The organism is Citrobacter telavivensis (genome assembly GCA_009363175.1).
GTDB lineage: Bacteria > Pseudomonadota > Gammaproteobacteria > Enterobacterales > Enterobacteriaceae > Citrobacter_A > Citrobacter_A telavivensis.
Genome location: CP045205.1, coordinates 4,787,029 through 4,803,091, shown reverse-complemented (window position 1 = coordinate 4,803,091; position 16,063 = coordinate 4,787,029). Strand labels below are relative to the sequence as shown.

General features: G+C 54.8%; 15 protein-coding genes. 12 read left to right on the top strand and 3 right to left on the bottom strand.

Annotated elements, in window-relative coordinates; all coding sequences use genetic code 11:
* From murD to mutT, 12 genes are all read left to right on the top strand, one after another.
* The gene (gene murD / locus GBC03_25395) at positions 1-1,317 is read left to right on the top strand and encodes a UDP-N-acetylmuramoyl-L-alanine--D-glutamate ligase (GenBank protein ID QFS73304.1); all 1,317 of its coding nucleotides are present in this window, start codon (positions 1-3) and stop codon (positions 1,315-1,317) included.
* Positions 1,317-2,561, top strand: a complete 1,245-nt coding sequence (gene ftsW, locus GBC03_25390; GenBank protein ID QFS73303.1) for a cell division protein FtsW — start codon at positions 1,317-1,319, stop codon at positions 2,559-2,561. The genes murD and ftsW overlap by 1 nt, the downstream gene beginning before the upstream one ends.
* Positions 2,558-3,625 (top strand): undecaprenyldiphospho-muramoylpentapeptide beta-N-acetylglucosaminyltransferase, encoded by a 1,068-nt coding sequence (gene murG / locus GBC03_25385; GenBank protein QFS73302.1) that lies wholly within the window; start codon positions 2,558-2,560, stop codon positions 3,623-3,625. Before ftsW ends, murG begins: the two co-directional genes overlap by 4 nt.
* Before the next feature lie 53 nt (positions 3,626-3,678).
* Positions 3,679-5,154: a UDP-N-acetylmuramate--L-alanine ligase gene (gene murC / locus GBC03_25380; protein ID QFS73301.1), complete on the top strand. Its 1,476-nt coding sequence runs from the start codon at positions 3,679-3,681 to the stop codon at positions 5,152-5,154.
* A complete protein-coding gene (locus GBC03_25375; GenBank protein QFS73300.1) occupies positions 5,147-6,067 on the top strand; it encodes a D-alanine--D-alanine ligase in 921 nt (306 codons plus the stop codon). Before murC ends, GBC03_25375 begins: the two co-directional genes overlap by 8 nt.
* Position 6,068: 1 nt before the next feature.
* Positions 6,069-6,899: a cell division protein FtsQ gene (gene ftsQ, locus GBC03_25370; GenBank protein QFS73299.1), complete on the top strand. Its 831-nt coding sequence runs from the start codon at positions 6,069-6,071 to the stop codon at positions 6,897-6,899.
* On the top strand, positions 6,896-8,158 hold the full coding sequence (gene ftsA, locus GBC03_25365) for a cell division protein FtsA (GenBank protein QFS73298.1): 1,263 nt from the start codon (positions 6,896-6,898) through the stop codon (positions 8,156-8,158). Before ftsQ ends, ftsA begins: the two co-directional genes overlap by 4 nt.
* Positions 8,159-8,219: 61 nt before the next feature.
* Positions 8,220-9,371 (top strand): cell division protein FtsZ, encoded by a 1,152-nt coding sequence (gene ftsZ / locus GBC03_25360; protein ID QFS73297.1) that lies wholly within the window; start codon positions 8,220-8,222, stop codon positions 9,369-9,371.
* A gap of 100 nt (positions 9,372-9,471) precedes the next feature.
* A complete protein-coding gene (gene lpxC, locus GBC03_25355; GenBank protein ID QFS73296.1) occupies positions 9,472-10,389 on the top strand; it encodes a UDP-3-O-acyl-N-acetylglucosamine deacetylase in 918 nt (305 codons plus the stop codon).
* A gap of 278 nt (positions 10,390-10,667) precedes the next feature.
* Positions 10,668-11,174, top strand: a complete 507-nt coding sequence (gene secM, locus GBC03_25350) for a secA regulator SecM (protein QFS73295.1) — start codon at positions 10,668-10,670, stop codon at positions 11,172-11,174.
* A 63-nt stretch (positions 11,175-11,237) separates the two neighbouring features.
* Positions 11,238-13,943: a preprotein translocase subunit SecA gene (gene secA / locus GBC03_25345; protein QFS73294.1), complete on the top strand. Its 2,706-nt coding sequence runs from the start codon at positions 11,238-11,240 to the stop codon at positions 13,941-13,943.
* A 58-nt stretch (positions 13,944-14,001) separates the two neighbouring features.
* Positions 14,002-14,400, top strand: coding sequence for an 8-oxo-dGTP diphosphatase MutT (mutT, locus tag GBC03_25340; protein QFS73293.1), 399 nt, complete (start codon positions 14,002-14,004; stop codon positions 14,398-14,400).
* Positions 14,401-14,463: 63 nt separating this feature from the next.
* Here the strand turns inward: mutT and yacG are convergent, their stop codons facing one another.
* From yacG to coaE, 3 genes are read right to left on the bottom strand one after another with little or no spacing between them, the layout of a single operon-like run.
* Complete coding sequence (yacG, locus tag GBC03_25335; protein ID QFS73292.1) at positions 14,464-14,658, bottom strand: DNA gyrase inhibitor YacG; 195 nt, start codon at positions 14,656-14,658, stop codon at positions 14,464-14,466.
* 9 nt (positions 14,659-14,667) lie between these two features.
* On the bottom strand, positions 14,668-15,411 hold the full coding sequence (zapD, locus tag GBC03_25330; protein QFS73291.1) for a cell division protein ZapD: 744 nt from the start codon (positions 15,409-15,411) through the stop codon (positions 14,668-14,670).
* Positions 15,411-16,031: a dephospho-CoA kinase gene (gene coaE, locus GBC03_25325; protein QFS73290.1), complete on the bottom strand. Its 621-nt coding sequence runs from the start codon at positions 16,029-16,031 to the stop codon at positions 15,411-15,413. The genes zapD and coaE overlap by 1 nt, the downstream gene beginning before the upstream one ends.
* Positions 16,032-16,063: the final 32 nt, after the last annotated feature.

Below are 16,063 nucleotides of genomic sequence, written 5' to 3'. Positions count from 1 at the left end.
ATGGCTGATTACCAGGGTAAAAACGTCGTCATTATCGGTCTGGGGTTAACCGGACTCTCTTGCGTGGACTTTTTCCTCGCCCGCGGCGTAACCCCTCGAGTGATGGATACCCGTGCGACACCACCGGGACTGGATAAGTTACCGGAAGCCGTAGAGCGCCATATCGGCAGTCTGAACGACGACTGGTTGCTGGCTGCGGATCTGATTGTGGCAAGCCCTGGTATCGCCCTCGCGCATCCATCACTGAGCGCTGCGGCTGATGCGGGCGTTGAGATCGTTGGTGATATCGAACTGTTCTGCCGTGAAGCGTTGGCACCGATTGTCGCGATCACCGGTTCGAACGGGAAAAGCACCGTCACCACGCTGGTGGGTGAAATGGCGAAAGCGGCAGGTGTGAACGTCGGCGTTGGCGGCAACATTGGGCTGCCCGCGCTGATGCTGCTGGATGCGGAACGCGAACTGTATGTCCTTGAGCTCTCCAGCTTCCAGCTAGAGACCACGTTCAGCCTGCAGGCGGCAGCTGCCACTATTCTGAACGTCACCGAAGATCATATGGACAGGTATCCGTTTGGTTTACAACAGTATCGCGCGGCAAAACTGCGTGTTTACGAGAATGCGAAAGTCTGTGTGGTCAATGCCGATGATGCGTTAACGATGCCGATCCGTGGTGCCGATGAGCGCTGCGTGAGTTTTGGTGTCAACATGGGTGATTATCACCTTAACCGTCAACAGGGTGAAACCTGGCTGCGGGTGAAGGGTGAGAAAGTGCTGAATGTGAAAGAGATGAAGCTTTCCGGTCAGCATAACTACACCAACGCCCTGGCAGCGCTGGCGCTGGCGGATGCGGTAGGTTTACCGCGCGCCAGCAGCCTGAAAGCGCTGACGACGTTCACCGGTCTGGCGCATCGTTTTCAGTTGGCGCTGGAGCATAACGGCGTGCGCTGGATTAACGACTCAAAAGCGACCAACGTCGGCAGCACTGAAGCTGCGCTGAACGGCCTGCACGTTGACGGTACGCTGCATCTGCTGTTGGGCGGCGATGGTAAATCAGCGGACTTCTCTTCGCTGAGTCGCTATCTGGAAGGCGATCGCGTGCGTTTGTACTGCTTTGGCCGCGATGGTGCGCAGCTGGCTGCGCTGCGTCCGGAGATAGCAGAGCAAACTGAGACCATGGAAGAGGCGATGCGTCTGTTGGCGCCGCGTGTGAAACCAGGCGATATGGTGCTGTTGTCACCGGCCTGTGCCAGCCTCGACCAGTTTAAGAATTTTGAGCAACGGGGCGATGTCTTTACCCGTCTGGCGAAGGAGTTGGGTTGATGCGTTTATCTCTCCCTCGCCTGAGACTGCCGCGCCTGCCGGGATTTGGCATCCTGGGATGGATCTTTGCGGCGCTTAAGGGCTGGGTGATGGGCTCGCGAGACAAAGATTCCGACAGTCTGATCATGTACGATCGCGTGCTGCTGTGGCTGACGTTAGGCCTCGCGGCGATCGGTTTTGTCATGGTGACGTCGGCATCCATGCCGGTAGGACAACGTCTGGCGGGCGATCCGTTCCTGTTTGCCAAGCGCGATGCGCTCTATATTTTTCTGGCATTTTGTCTGGCGATGATCACGCTGCGTCTGCCCATGGAGTTCTGGCAGAAGTACAGCACCACGATGCTGATCGCCTCGATAATCATGCTGTTGATCGTCCTGGTGGTGGGGAGTTCGGTGAATGGGGCATCGCGTTGGATCGCATTAGGTCCTCTGCGTATTCAGCCTGCGGAATTTACCAAGCTGTCGCTGTTTTGCTATCTCGCGAACTATCTGGTGCGCAAGGTTGACGAAGTTCGTAATAACCTGCGTGGCTTCCTTAAGCCGATGGGCGTGATTCTGGTGCTGGCGATCCTGCTGCTGGCACAGCCCGATCTCGGTACGGTGGTGGTGCTATTCGTGACCACGCTGGCGATGCTGTTTCTGGCCGGGGCGAAGTTGTGGCAGTTCATTGCCATTATCGGCATGGGAATTTCAGCGGTCGTGCTGCTGATCCTCGCCGAGCCTTATCGTATTCGCCGCGTGACCTCGTTCTGGAACCCGTGGGAGGATCCGTTTGGTAGCGGATACCAGCTCACCCAGTCACTGATGGCGTTCGGGCGCGGTGAAATGTGGGGACAAGGACTGGGCAACTCGGTACAGAAACTGGAGTATCTGCCGGAAGCGCATACCGACTTCATCTTCGCCATCATTGGGGAAGAACTGGGTTATATCGGTGTGGTATTGGCGCTTTTAATGGTATTCTTCGTCGCTTTTCGCGCGATGTCGATTGGCCGCAAAGCGCTGGAGATCGACCACCGTTTTTCCGGATTTTTGGCCTGTTCCATCGGTATTTGGTTTAGTTTTCAGGCACTGGTGAACGTCGGCGCGGCGGCAGGCATGCTGCCAACTAAAGGTCTGACGCTGCCGCTCATCAGTTATGGTGGCTCGAGTTTGCTGATTATGTCGACAGCCATCATGTTTTTGTTGCGAATTGATTATGAAACGCGTCTGGAAAAAGCACAGGCGTTTACACGAGGTTCACGATGAGTGGTCAAGCGAAGCGGTTAATGGTGATGGCGGGCGGTACCGGTGGACATGTGTTCCCGGGGCTGGCGGTCGCGCACCATTTAATGGACCAGGGCTGGGAAGTTCGCTGGCTCGGCACCGCTGACCGTATGGAAGCGGATTTAGTCCCTAAGCATGGCATCGACATTGACTTCATCCGCATCTCAGGACTGCGCGGCAAAGGCGTGAAAGCGCTGTTGGCCGCCCCTTTGCGTATTTTCAACGCATGGCGTCAGGCGCGCGCAATCATGAAAAGTTTTAAACCCGACGTTGTGCTGGGGATGGGCGGTTATGTTTCCGGTCCCGGCGGTCTGGCCGCGTGGTCTCTGGGGATTCCGGTCGTGCTGCATGAGCAAAACGGTATCGCCGGGTTAACCAACAAATGGCTGGCGAAAATTGCCACTAAGGTCATGCAGGCGTTCCCTGGCGCGTTCCCGAATGCGGAAGTGGTCGGTAACCCGGTGCGCACCGACGTGCTGGCGTTGCCGCTGCCGCAGGCGCGTCTGGTCGGACGTGAAGGTCCGATTCGCGTGTTGGTGGTCGGGGGATCGCAGGGCGCTCGCGTGCTGAATCAGACCCTGCCGCAGGTTGCCGCCAGACTGGGCGATGCGGTGACTATCTGGCATCAGAGCGGAAAAGGCGCACAGCAGACCGTAGAACAAGCCTATGCCGACGCGGGACAACCGCAGCATAAGGTGACGGAATTTATTGATGACATGGCGGCCGCCTATGCGTGGGCCGACGTGGTGGTTTGCCGTTCTGGCGCATTAACGGTGAGTGAAATTGCCGCTGCCGGTTTACCTGCGCTGTTTGTGCCATTTCAACATAAAGACCGACAGCAGTACTGGAATGCGTTGCCGCTGGAGAAAGCGGGCGCCGCCAAAATTCTCGAGCAGCCGCAGTTTACTGTGGATGCCGTCGCCAGCACCCTGTCCGGGTGGTCGCGAGAAAGCTTGTTAACCATGGCAGAACGTGCCCGCGCTGCATCCATTCCGGATGCCACCGAGCGTGTTGCAACTGAAGTGAGCCGGGCTGCCCGGGCGTAATTGTGGCGGTGCCTTTTGCATCGCAGAATTTATTGAAGTTAATGGCGTAAAGAATGAATACACAACAATTGGCAAAACTGCGTTCCATCGTGCCCGAAATGCGTCGCGTTCGGCACATTCACTTTGTCGGCATCGGTGGTGCCGGTATGGGCGGTATTGCCGAAGTTCTGGCCAATGAAGGGTATCAGATCAGTGGTTCCGATTTAGCGCCAAACCCGGTGACGCAGCAGTTGATGAACCTGGGGGCAACGATTTATTTCAACCATCGCCCGGAAAACGTGCGTGATGCGAGCGTGGTTGTGGTCTCCAGCGCCATCTCTGCCGATAACCCGGAAATTATGGCGGCGCACGAAGCGCGTATTCCGGTGATCCGTCGTGCGGAGATGCTGGCGGAGTTGATGCGTTTTCGCCACGGCATCGCGATTGCCGGGACGCACGGTAAGACGACCACAACTGCGATGGTCTCCAGTATTTACGCGGAAGCGGGGCTGGATCCGACCTTCGTTAACGGCGGTCTGGTGAAAGCGGCAGGTGTTCACGCGCGCCTGGGCCATAGCCGTTACTTAATTGCGGAAGCGGATGAGAGCGATGCGTCGTTCCTGCATCTGCAACCGATGGTGGCGATTGTCACCAACATCGAAGCCGATCACATGGATACCTACCATGGCGACTTCGAAAATCTTAAGCAGACGTTTATTAATTTCCTGCATAACCTGCCGTTTTATGGTCGTGCGGTGATGTGCGTTGACGACCCGGTGATCCGCGAGCTACTGCCGCGCGTGGGCCGTCAGACCACGACGTACGGCTTTAGCGATGATGCTGATGTTCGCGTCGAAGATTATCAGCAGGTGGGCCCGCAGGGGCACTTTATCCTGCTGCGCCAGGGGATGCCTGACCTGCGCGTAACGCTGAATGCGCCAGGTCGCCATAATGCCCTGAACGCGGCGGCTGCCGTGGCGGTGGCAACGGAAGAAGGTATTGCAGACGACGCGATCCTGCGCGCGTTGGAAAGCTTCCAGGGTACCGGTCGTCGTTTCGACTTCCTCGGTGAATACCCGCTTGAGCCGGTTAACGGCAAAGCCGGTACGGCAATGCTGGTGGATGATTACGGTCACCACCCGACGGAAGTGGACGCGACAATTAAAGCTGCACGTGCGGGCTGGCCGGACAAAAATCTGGTGATGCTGTTTCAGCCGCACCGTTTCACGCGTACGCGTGACCTGTATGACGATTTTGCCAACGTGCTGACCCAGGTTGATGCGTTGCTGATGCTGGATGTGTACGCGGCGGGCGAAGCGCCGATTCCGGGGGCGGACAGCCGCTCGCTGTGCCGCACCATTCGCGGTCGCGGGAAAATCGACCCGATTCTGGTTTCCGATCCGGCGCAGGTTGCGCAAATGCTGGCACCGGTATTGACCGGCAACGATTTGATTCTGGTGCAGGGCGCGGGAAATATCGGCAAAATCGCGCGTTCCTTAGCTGAAATCAAATTGAAGCCGCAAATTCAGGAGGACGAACAACATGGCTGATAAAATCGCGGTCCTGCTGGGCGGTACCTCCGCTGAACGTGACGTGTCGCTGAATTCCGGTACGGCGGTGCTGGCCGGATTACGTGAAGGTGGCGTGGATGCGCATCCGGTCGATCCGAAAGAGGTCGACGTTACGCTGTTGAAGTCGATGGGCTTTCAGAAAGTCTTTATCGCCCTGCATGGACGTGGCGGGGAAGATGGAACCTTACAGGGGTTGCTGGAACTGGTTGGCTTGCCTTATACCGGCAGCGGCGTGATGGCATCGGCGATCTCCATGGATAAACTGCGCAGCAAGTTCCTGTGGCAGGGCGCGGGGTTACCCGTTGCGCCGTGGGTCGCGTTAGAGCGTGCTCAGTTTGAAAAAGGTCTTAACGAAGAACAGGTTACGCAAATTTCTGCGCTGGGTTTACCGCTGATTGTGAAGCCCAGCCGTGAAGGCTCCAGCGTGGGAATGTCGAAAGTGTCAGAATATGACGCTTTACAGGATGCATTAATGCTGGCTTTTCAGCATGATGAAGACGTTCTGATCGAGAAATGGCTCAGCGGTCCGGAATTTACGGTAGCGATACTGGGTGAAGAAATTTTACCCGCAATTCGTATCCAACCCGCTGGAACCTTCTATGATTATGAGGCGAAGTATCTGTCTGATGAAACACAGTATTTCTGCCCGGCAGGTCTGGAACGTGAACAAGAAGCTATTTTGCAGGCATTAGTGCTGAAAGCGTGGACAACCCTGGGCTGTAAAGGTTGGGGGCGTATTGACGTCATGCAGGATAGCGATGGCCAGTTTTATCTGCTGGAAGCAAATACCTCTCCGGGTATGACCAGCCACAGCCTGGTGCCGATGGCGGCGCGTCAGGCGGGGATGAATTTCTCGCAGTTGGTGGTACGAATTCTGGAGTTGGCGGACTGATATGTCGCAGGCAGCGCTGAACACGCGAAACAGTGAAGAAGAGGTTTCTTCCTCACGTCGCAATAATGGAATGCGTCTTGCAGGTATTTTCTTCCTGCTGACGGTGCTGTGTACCGTGCTGGTCAGCGGCTGGGTCGTGTTGGGGTGGATGGAAGATGCGCAGCGTTTGCCGCTGTCAAAGCTGGTGTTAACCGGTGAACGCCATTACACGAAGAATGATGATATTCGCCAGTCGATTCTGGCGTTAGGCGCACCGGGTACTTTTATGACTCAGGATGTGAATATCATCCAGAGTCAGATCGAACGCTTGCCGTGGATTAAGCAGGCCAGCGTCAGAAAGCAATGGCCTGATGAATTGAAGATTCATCTGGTTGAATATGTGCCGATTGCGCGTTGGAATGATCAGCATATGGTAGACGCCGAAGGAAATGCCTTCAGCGTGCCGGCCGATCGCACCAGCAAGCAGGTTTTACCCATGTTATCTGGCCCGGAAGGCAGCGCGAGTGAAGTGTTGCAGGGGTATCGTGACATGTCACAGGTGCTGGCGAAGGACCGGTTTACCCTGAAGGAAGCGGCAATGACCGCACGTCGCTCCTGGCAGTTGACGCTCAATAACGATATTAAGCTCAACCTTGGCCGGGGTGACACGATGAAACGTTTGGCTCGCTTTGTAGAACTTTACCCGGTTTTACAGCAGCAGGCGCAAACCGATGGCAAACGGATTAGCTACGTTGATTTGCGTTATGACTCAGGAGCGGCAGTAGGGTGGGTTCCCTTACCTCCTGAGGAATCTAATCAGCAACAGAATCAGGTACAGGCAGAACAACAATGATCAAGGCGACGGACAGAAAACTGGTAGTTGGACTGGAGATTGGCACCGCGAAGGTTGCCGCTTTAGTAGGGGAAGTTCTGCCCGACGGTATGGTCAATATCATTGGCGTGGGCAGTTGCCCGTCACGCGGGATGGATAAAGGCGGGGTTAATGACCTCGAATCCGTGGTGAAATGTGTGCAGCGCGCCATTGATCAGGCAGAACTGATGGCGGATTGCCAAATCTCCTCGGTCTATCTGGCGCTTTCGGGCAAACATATTAGCTGTCAGAATGAAATCGGCATGGTGCCGATTTCAGAAGAAGAAGTGACGCAGGAAGACGTGGAAAACGTCGTGCATACCGCGAAGTCAGTGCGCGTTCGCGATGAGCACCGTGTACTGCACGTGATCCCGCAGGAATATGCGATTGACTACCAGGAAGGCATCAAAAATCCTGTCGGTCTTTCCGGTGTTCGTATGCAGGCAAAAGTGCATTTGATCACCTGCCACAACGATATGGCGAAAAACATTGTTAAAGCCGTGGAACGTTGTGGCCTGAAAGTTGACCAACTGATATTTGCCGGACTGGCGGCCAGTTATTCCGTATTGACGGAAGATGAACGTGAACTGGGCGTCTGCGTCGTCGATATTGGTGGTGGTACAATGGACATCGCCGTTTATACTGGCGGGGCTTTGCGCCACACCAAAGTGATCCCTTATGCAGGGAATGTGGTTACCAGCGACATTGCGTATGCCTTCGGTACGCCGCCGAGTGATGCCGAAGCGATTAAAGTTCGCCATGGCTGCGCGCTGGGATCCATCGTCGGGAAAGATGAAAGCGTTGAAGTGCCAAGCGTGGGTGGACGTCCGCCGCGCAGTCTGCAACGACAGACGTTGGCAGAGGTGATTGAGCCGCGTTATACCGAACTGCTCAACCTGGTCAACGAAGAGATATTGCAATTACAGGAACAACTTCGCCAGCAGGGTGTGAAACATCATCTGGCGGCGGGGATTGTACTGACCGGTGGCGCGGCGCAAATTGAAGGTCTTGCCGCCTGTGCCCAGCGCGTGTTCCATACGCAAGTGCGTATCGGTGCGCCGCTGAATATTACCGGTTTGACGGATTACGCTCAGGAGCCGTATTACTCAACGGCGGTGGGGCTGCTTCACTACGGGAAAGAGTCCCATTTAAGTGGCGAAGCTGAAGTAGAGAAACGTGTTACGGCTTCAGTTGGCTCTTGGATTAAACGTCTTAACAGCTGGCTGCGAAAAGAGTTTTAATTTTTTATGAGGCCGGCGAAAATTACGGCCTCAGGCGACAGGCACAACGGAGAGAGAAACTATGTTTGAACCTATGGAACTGACCAACGACGCGGTGATTAAAGTCATCGGCGTCGGTGGCGGCGGCGGTAATGCCGTTGAACACATGGTGCGCGAGCGCATTGAGGGTGTTGAATTCTTCGCGGTAAATACCGACGCTCAGGCGTTGCGAAAGACGGCGGTTGGCCAGACTATCCAGATCGGTAGCGGGATTACCAAAGGTCTGGGGGCGGGTGCAAACCCGGAAGTCGGTCGCAATGCAGCGGACGAAGATCGTGAAGCTTTGCGTGCAGCGCTTGACGGTGCAGACATGGTGTTTATCGCAGCAGGCATGGGCGGCGGTACCGGCACCGGTGCAGCGCCAGTGGTTGCTGAAGTGGCTAAAGATTTAGGGATCCTGACCGTTGCGGTTGTGACCAAGCCTTTCAATTTTGAAGGCAAAAAGCGTATGGCTTTCGCGGAACAGGGGATCACTGAGCTGTCCAAGCATGTGGACTCGCTGATCACCATCCCGAACGACAAACTGCTGAAAGTGCTGGGTCGCGGTATCTCATTGCTTGACGCGTTTGGTGCGGCGAACGACGTGCTGAAAGGCGCAGTGCAGGGTATCGCCGAACTGATTACCCGTCCGGGTCTGATGAACGTCGACTTTGCAGACGTGCGCACCGTGATGTCCGAAATGGGCTACGCGATGATGGGTTCTGGCGTAGCGAGCGGTGAAGACCGCGCGGAAGAAGCCGCTGAAATGGCGATCTCCTCTCCGTTGCTGGAAGATATCGATCTGTCTGGGGCGCGTGGCGTGCTGGTCAACATCACGGCGGGCTTCGACCTGCGTCTGGATGAGTTCGAAACTGTGGGTAACACCATCCGTGCTTTTGCATCGGATAACGCGACCGTGGTGATCGGTACTTCCCTGGACCCGGATATGAACGACGAACTGCGTGTCACCGTGGTAGCAACCGGTATTGGTATGGACAAGCGTCCTGAAATCACTCTGGTCACCAACAAACAGGTGCAGCAGCCGGTGATGGATCGTTACCAGCAGCACGGCATGGCGCCGTTGACGCAAGAGCAGAAACCGGTCGCAAAAGTGGTGAACGACAATACGCCGCAAACCGCGAAAGAGCCGGATTATCTGGATATCCCTGCGTTCCTGCGTAAGCAAGCCGATTAAGAATAGGCTGGAATTTGGGATTCGAGGCTCTTTGTGCTAAACTGGCCCACCGAATGTATAGTACACTTCGGTTGGATAGGTAATTTGGCGAGATTATACGATGATCAAACAAAGGACACTTAAACGTATCGTTCAGGCGACTGGCGTCGGTTTGCATACCGGCAAGAAAGTCACCCTGACATTACGCCCTGCGCCGGCCAACACCGGGGTCATCTATCGTCGCACCGACTTGAATCCACCGGTAGATTTCCCGGCCGATGCCAAATCTGTGCGTGATACCATGCTCTGTACGTGTCTGGTTAACGAGCATGATGTACGGATTTCAACCGTAGAGCACCTTAATGCTGCTCTGGCGGGTCTGGGTATCGATAACATCGTTATCGAAGTTGATGCTCCGGAAATCCCGATCATGGATGGCAGTGCTGCTCCGTTCGTCTACCTGCTGCTTGACGCCGGTATTGAAGAACTGAACAGCGCCAAGAAATTTGTTCGCATCAAAGAGACCGTTCGAGTCGAAGATGGTGACAAGTGGGCCGAGTTCAGACCGTACAATGGTTTTACGTTGGATTTCACTATCGACTTTAACCATCCGGCGATCGACTCCAGCACTCAGCGCTATGCGATGAACTTCTCTGCTGATGCGTTCATGCGCCAGATTAGCCGCGCGCGTACTTTCGGTTTCATGCGTGATATCGAATATCTGCAGTCCCGTGGCCTGTGCCTGGGCGGCAGCTTCGATTGTGCCATCGTTGTTGACGATTATCGCGTACTGAACGAAGACGGCCTGCGTTTTGAAGATGAATTCGTTCGTCACAAAATGCTCGACGCTATTGGCGACCTGTTCATGTGTGGTCACAACATTATCGGTGCATTTACCGCGTATAAATCCGGTCATGCATTGAATAACAAATTGCTGCAGGCTGTCCTGGCAAAACAGGAAGCCTGGGAATTTGTGACCTTCCAGGACGATGCAGAACTGCCGCTGGCTTTCAAAGCGCCTTCGACCGTACTGGCATAACGACACAGGTTGTCGCATAAATTCGACTGGTTAATCTGGCACTCTCTCCGGCCAGGTGAGCCAGTCGTTTTTTTTGGCATCTTTTTGCCCTGTCTGTCGTCAAAGTCGTCATTCGGTATTGTTCTTTAGCGTGCTGAATCGCGATGCCGTGCGAACGCTGCTTTCTTAAGCACTTTTACCTGCAACTTCTCATCAATACTGCTGTAGTGCCTGCGCATTAATGATAAGATTTGTGCGCAAAAAAACGTTTTGAATAATACGATTGGGATGGCAATAACGTGAGTGGAATACTGACGCGCTGGCGACAGTTAGGTAGACGCTACTTCTGGCCGCATCTCTTATTAGGGATGGTCGCGGCAAGTTTTGGCCTGCCTGCGCTCGGAAGCACCGTTGAGCCGACTACGCCTGCAAAGGCGGCAGCAAGCAGCCACGAGCAACGCGTTAAAGTCAATTTCAGCCAGCTGGCGCTGCTGGAAACGAGCAACCGCCGCCCCAATTTTACCGTCGACTACTGGCATCAGCATGCTATTCGCACGGTCATCCGTCATCTTTCCTTCGCAATGGCCCCGCAGGCGCTGCCCGTTGCGGAAGAGCCGTTACCGCTTCAGGCGCATCATTTAGCCTTACTGAATACGCTCAGCGCGATGCTGACTCAGGAAGGTACGCCTTCGGCAAGTGCGCCGTGCGTAACGTATGCCCATTTTACACCTCAGGCCGTATTCACCGTTCCCGCCTGGATCAGTCAGGCGCAGGGGATTCGCGCCGGCCCTCAACGCCTCAGCTAAAAAAACCAATAAACTTCAACTAATTATTATGACCCCACATCGCGGGGCGTTTGAGATTTCAATATGCTAATCAAATTATTAACGAAAGTATTCGGTAGCCGTAACGATCGTACGTTGCGTCGTATGCGTAAAGCGGTTGCAGCGATCAATGCCATGGAACCGGAGATGGAAAAACTCTCCGATGACGAACTGAAGGCAAAAACCAGTGAATTCCGCGCGCGTCTGGAAAAAGGCGAAAGCGTAGAGAGCCTGATCCCGGAAGCCTTTGCCGTCGTACGTGAAGCCAGTAAACGCGTCTTTGGTATGCGTCACTTCGACGTTCAGTTGCTCGGGGGGATGGTACTTAACGAGCGCTGCATCGCGGAAATGCGTACCGGTGAAGGTAAAACCCTAACCGCAACCCTGCCCGCTTACCTGAACGCGCTGAGCGGCAAAGGCGTTCACGTGGTTACCGTGAACGACTATCTGGCGCAGCGTGACGCCGAAAACAACCGTCCGCTGTTCGAATTCCTCGGTATGACCGTTGGCATCAACCTGCCGGGCATGCCTGCGCCAGCCAAGCGCGAAGCTTACGCCGCGGACATCACTTATGGCACCAACAACGAATATGGCTTTGACTACCTGCGTGACAACATGGCGTTCAGCCCTGAAGAGCGCGTACAGCGTAAACTGCACTATGCGCTGGTGGATGAAGTCGACTCCATCCTGATCGATGAAGCGCGTACTCCGCTGATCATTTCCGGCCCGGCTGAAGACAGCTCGGAAATGTACAAGAAAGTGAACAAAATCATCCCGTATCTGATTCGCCAGGAGAAAGAAGACTCCGACAGCTTCCAGGGGGAAGGCCACTTCTCTGTGGATGAAAAAGCGCGTCAGGTCAACCTGACCGAACGCGGTCTGGTGCTGATTGAAGAACTGCTGGTGAAAGAAGGCATTATGGATGAGGGTGAGTCTCTGTACTCGCCGGGTAACATCATGCTGATGCACCACGTGACCGCTGCACTGCGCGCACACGCGCTGTTCACTCGCGACGTTGACTATATCGTGAAAGACGGCGAAGTCATCATCGTTGACGAACATACCGGTCGTACCATGCAGGGCCGTCGCTGGTCTGATGGTCTGCACCAGGCTGTTGAAGCGAAAGAGGGCGTGGAAATCCAGAACGAGAACCAGACGCTGGCCTCGATCACCTTCCAGAACTACTTCCGTCTGTATGAAAAACTGGCCGGTATGACCGGTACCGCAGATACTGAAGCGTTTGAGTTCAGCTCAATCTACAAACTGGATACCGTGGTGGTGCCGACCAACCGTCCGATGATCCGTAAGGACATGCCGGATCTGGTCTACATGACCGAAGCGGAAAAAATTCAGGCCATCATTGAAGATATTAAAGAACGTTCCGCCAATGGTCAGCCGGTGCTGGTGGGGACTATCTCCATCGAGAAATCCGAAGTGGTTTCTAACGAACTGACTAAAGCCGGTATCAAACACAACGTTCTGAACGCCAAATTCCACGCCAACGAAGCGGCTATCGTCGCGCAAGCGGGCTATCCGGCAGCCGTGACCATCGCCACTAACATGGCTGGTCGTGGTACGGATATCGTGCTGGGCGGTAGCTGGCAGGCAGAAGTGGCCGCGCTGGAAAACCCAACGCCTGAGCAGATTGCACAGATTAAAGCTGACTGGCAGGTTCGTCATGAAGCCGTTCTGGCGTCCGGTGGTCTGCACATCATCGGTACTGAGCGTCATGAATCTCGTCGTATCGATAACCAGCTGCGCGGTCGTTCCGGTCGTCAGGGGGATGCGGGTTCTTCGCGTTTCTACCTGTCGATGGAAGATGCGTTGATGCGTATTTTTGCCTCTGACCGCGTGTCCGGCATGATGCGTAAACTGGGAATGAAACAGGGCGAAGCTATTGAGCACCCGTGGGTCACCAAAGCGATTGCCAACGCGCAGCGTAAAGTGGAAAGCCGCAACTTCGATATTCGTAAGCAACTGCTGGAATATGATGATGTTGCTAACGACCAGCGTCGTGCTATCTATTCCCAGCGTAACGAACTGCTGGACGTGAGCGACGTTAGCGAAACGATCAACAGCATTCGTGAAGACGTGTTCAAAGCCACCATTGATGCTTACATTCCGCCGCAGTCTCTGGAAGAAATGTGGGATATCCCGGGTCTACAGGAACGCCTGAAAAATGACTTCGATCTGGAGATGCCGATCGCTGAATGGCTGGACAAAGAACCGGAACTGCATGAAGAGACGCTGCGTGAGCGTATCCTGGCGCAGGCCATCGAAGTGTATCAGCGCAAAGAAGAGGTGGTTGGCGCAGAAATGATGCGTCATTTCGAAAAAGGCGTCATGCTGCAAACGCTTGATTCCCTGTGGAAAGAACACCTGGCGGCGATGGATTACCTGCGTCAGGGTATCCACCTGCGTGGCTATGCGCAGAAAGATCCGAAGCAGGAATATAAGCGCGAATCCTTCTCGATGTTTGCCTCCATGCTGGAAACACTGAAGTACGAAGTGATCAGTACGCTGAGCAAAGTTCAGGTACGCATGCCGGAAGAAGTCGAAGCGATGGAACAGCAGCGTCGTGAAGAAGCGGAACGCTTAGCGCAGATGCAGCAACTGAGCCATCAGGACGACGATAGTGCCGCAGCGGCCGATCTGGCGGCGCAAACGGGCGAACGTAAAGTGGGTCGTAACGATCCATGTCCGTGTGGTTCCGGTAAAAAATACAAACAGTGCCACGGCCGTCTGAGCTAAGATCTGAATAATAACGATGAGGCGCAGGAAACTGCGCCTTTTTTATGGATACGACAATATGAAAAAACTGAACATCGCCGTCGGGATTATCCGTAATCCGTATAATGAAATCTTTATCACCCAGCGTGCGGCCGATGCGCACATGGCGAACAAACTGGAATTTCCTGGCGGCAAGATTGAAGCCGGAGAGACACCGGAACAGGCGCTGAGCCGCGAGCTACAGGAAGAGGTGGGAATTACGCCGGTAGGCGCCACGCTTTTTGAGAAACTGGAGTATCAGTTTCCGGACAGGCATATCACGCTGTGGTTCTGGCTGGTCGAAAGTTGGAAAGGCGAGCCGTGGGGAAAAGAGGGGCAGCCCGGAAAATGGATTGCCGCCGGGACGTTGCAGGCGGAGGATTTCCCTCCGGCGAATGAACCGGTCATCATGAAGTTAGTTCAAACCGCACAGGCCTGATAAGGCGACGCCGGGCTCCGGCAAATCACGGCGGGGGCGTAGTGTCCCCCATACCGTCTGTGCTTACTCTTTCGTTTCACTCCAGTCGTCGCTATCGGACAGATCGCCACTGCTGGCGATGCGTTTCTCTTCAGCGGCCCACTCACCTAAATCGATCAACTGGCAACGCTTGGAACAAAATGGGCGGAATGGACTGACTTCACCCCATACAACCGTTTTGCCGCAGGTAGGGCAGTTTACGGTGATCGTCTCTGACATTTTAACTCCTTAACAGCAGGCCAGTTCGAAATCGAGGCGTTCAGGTACCACGCCATTGTCGCTATCGAGCGGCATAAAACGGATCGCAAAACGGCTTTTGTGGCCTGAAATCTGCGGATAAAGCTGTAAACCCAGCGGCAACTGCAGGCGCAGTAAATCCGCGTCCTCCCCGTTGTCCTGATAAAATCCGTTCAGACTGGTTTGTTTACGAAACGGTGCCGAGTTGCGAATGAGATCAAGGATCAGGGTCAACGCCTGATTCAGCGGGTTCAGACTGGCAAGCCAGCTATCGACCTGAGCATCGCGCTGCGCCTGTGGCATATGCAGCCAGATATGCAGCGTCGGTAAATCAAAGCTACAGCAGCCACCAGGAATGCTCAGACGCTGGCGCACCAGGGCAATCAGCCGGTCCTCACGCAAAAATTGCCCCATGCGTGGCGCGGAAATCAAAATGCTGCCGGCCGTTTTTAACTGCTGGCGCAGTGCATCAATACGGCTCTGGTCGACGCCCGGCACTTCAATCCATGCCTGAAGTTTACGCTGTTGGCGCTCAAGCTCTTTCAGTAATTCTGTACGCACTTCACCACGTTCGAATACGTCCAACAAATCTCCGGCATTACGAAAGAAGTGCAGGGCATCGGAATGATCTGCGATCGGTAAGCGAGAGGAGAGTTGTTGAATCAAAAACTCGATGCGCAACCATGTGCGCATCTTCTCATTGAGTGGGTGTTCAAAAAGGACCTGGGTGTGCATTACGGTTTTTCCTGTGAGACAAACTGCGACGCAAGCTGGAGATAACGTGCGTGCAGGCGGGCGACATCCGACATGATGGAATCTGGTGCGCCATTATTATCAATAACATCGTCTGCCACGGCAAGGCGCGCTTCACGCGACGCCTGGGCAGCGAGAATCTGTTCAACGTGCGCGCGCGTAACGTCGTCGCGCTGCATCGTCCGGGAAAGCTGCGTCTCGGGGGTGACATCTACCACGAGCACGCGATTTGCCTGGCGATAAAGGCCGTTTTCAACCAGTAATGGCACCACCCACAGCACATACGCAGACGTCGCCTGTTGAAACTGACGTCGGGTCTCCTGCTGGATGAGCGGATGAAGCAAGGCATTGAGCCAGGCTTTCTCTTGCGGATGGGCAAAAATCCGCTCGCGAAGCAGACGACGATGCAGCGTGCCGTCTGCGGAAATCAGCTCTGGGCCAAAATGTTCTGCAATCGCATCCAGCGCAGGCTTGCCCGGTTCGACGACCTGACGGGCAATAATATCTGCATCAATTATCTGAATTCCGAGGTCAGCAAAGGCATTCGCAACAGTGCTTTTACCACTGCCAATGCCGCCAGTTAAGGCTACTGTATACCTCATAATCTCGCTTCCCGGGAATTCGCTATGATAAT

Excerpts from the sequence above, each read along its gene's own strand:
- murD (QFS73304.1), top strand. The coding sequence starts at position 1 with ATGGCTGATTACCAGGGTAAAAACGTCGTCATTATCGGTCTGGGGTTA.
- ftsW (QFS73303.1), top strand. The coding sequence starts at position 1,317 with ATGCGTTTATCTCTCCCTCGCCTGAGACTGCCGCGCCTGCCGGGATTT.
- murG (QFS73302.1), top strand. The coding sequence starts at position 2,558 with ATGAGTGGTCAAGCGAAGCGGTTAATGGTGATGGCGGGCGGTACCGGT.
- murC (QFS73301.1), top strand. The coding sequence starts at position 3,679 with ATGAATACACAACAATTGGCAAAACTGCGTTCCATCGTGCCCGAAATG.
- GBC03_25375 (QFS73300.1), top strand. The coding sequence starts at position 5,147 with ATGGCTGATAAAATCGCGGTCCTGCTGGGCGGTACCTCCGCTGAACGT.
- ftsQ (QFS73299.1), top strand. The coding sequence starts at position 6,069 with ATGTCGCAGGCAGCGCTGAACACGCGAAACAGTGAAGAAGAGGTTTCT.
- ftsA (QFS73298.1), top strand. The coding sequence starts at position 6,896 with ATGATCAAGGCGACGGACAGAAAACTGGTAGTTGGACTGGAGATTGGC.
- ftsZ (QFS73297.1), top strand. The coding sequence starts at position 8,220 with ATGTTTGAACCTATGGAACTGACCAACGACGCGGTGATTAAAGTCATC.
- lpxC (QFS73296.1), top strand. The coding sequence starts at position 9,472 with ATGATCAAACAAAGGACACTTAAACGTATCGTTCAGGCGACTGGCGTC.
- secA (QFS73294.1), top strand. The coding sequence starts at position 11,238 with ATGCTAATCAAATTATTAACGAAAGTATTCGGTAGCCGTAACGATCGT.
- mutT (QFS73293.1), top strand. The coding sequence starts at position 14,002 with ATGAAAAAACTGAACATCGCCGTCGGGATTATCCGTAATCCGTATAAT.
- yacG (QFS73292.1), bottom strand. The coding sequence starts at position 14,658 with ATGTCAGAGACGATCACCGTAAACTGCCCTACCTGCGGCAAAACGGTT.
- zapD (QFS73291.1), bottom strand. The coding sequence starts at position 15,411 with ATGCACACCCAGGTCCTTTTTGAACACCCACTCAATGAGAAGATGCGC.
- coaE (QFS73290.1), bottom strand. The coding sequence starts at position 16,031 with ATGAGGTATACAGTAGCCTTAACTGGCGGCATTGGCAGTGGTAAAAGC.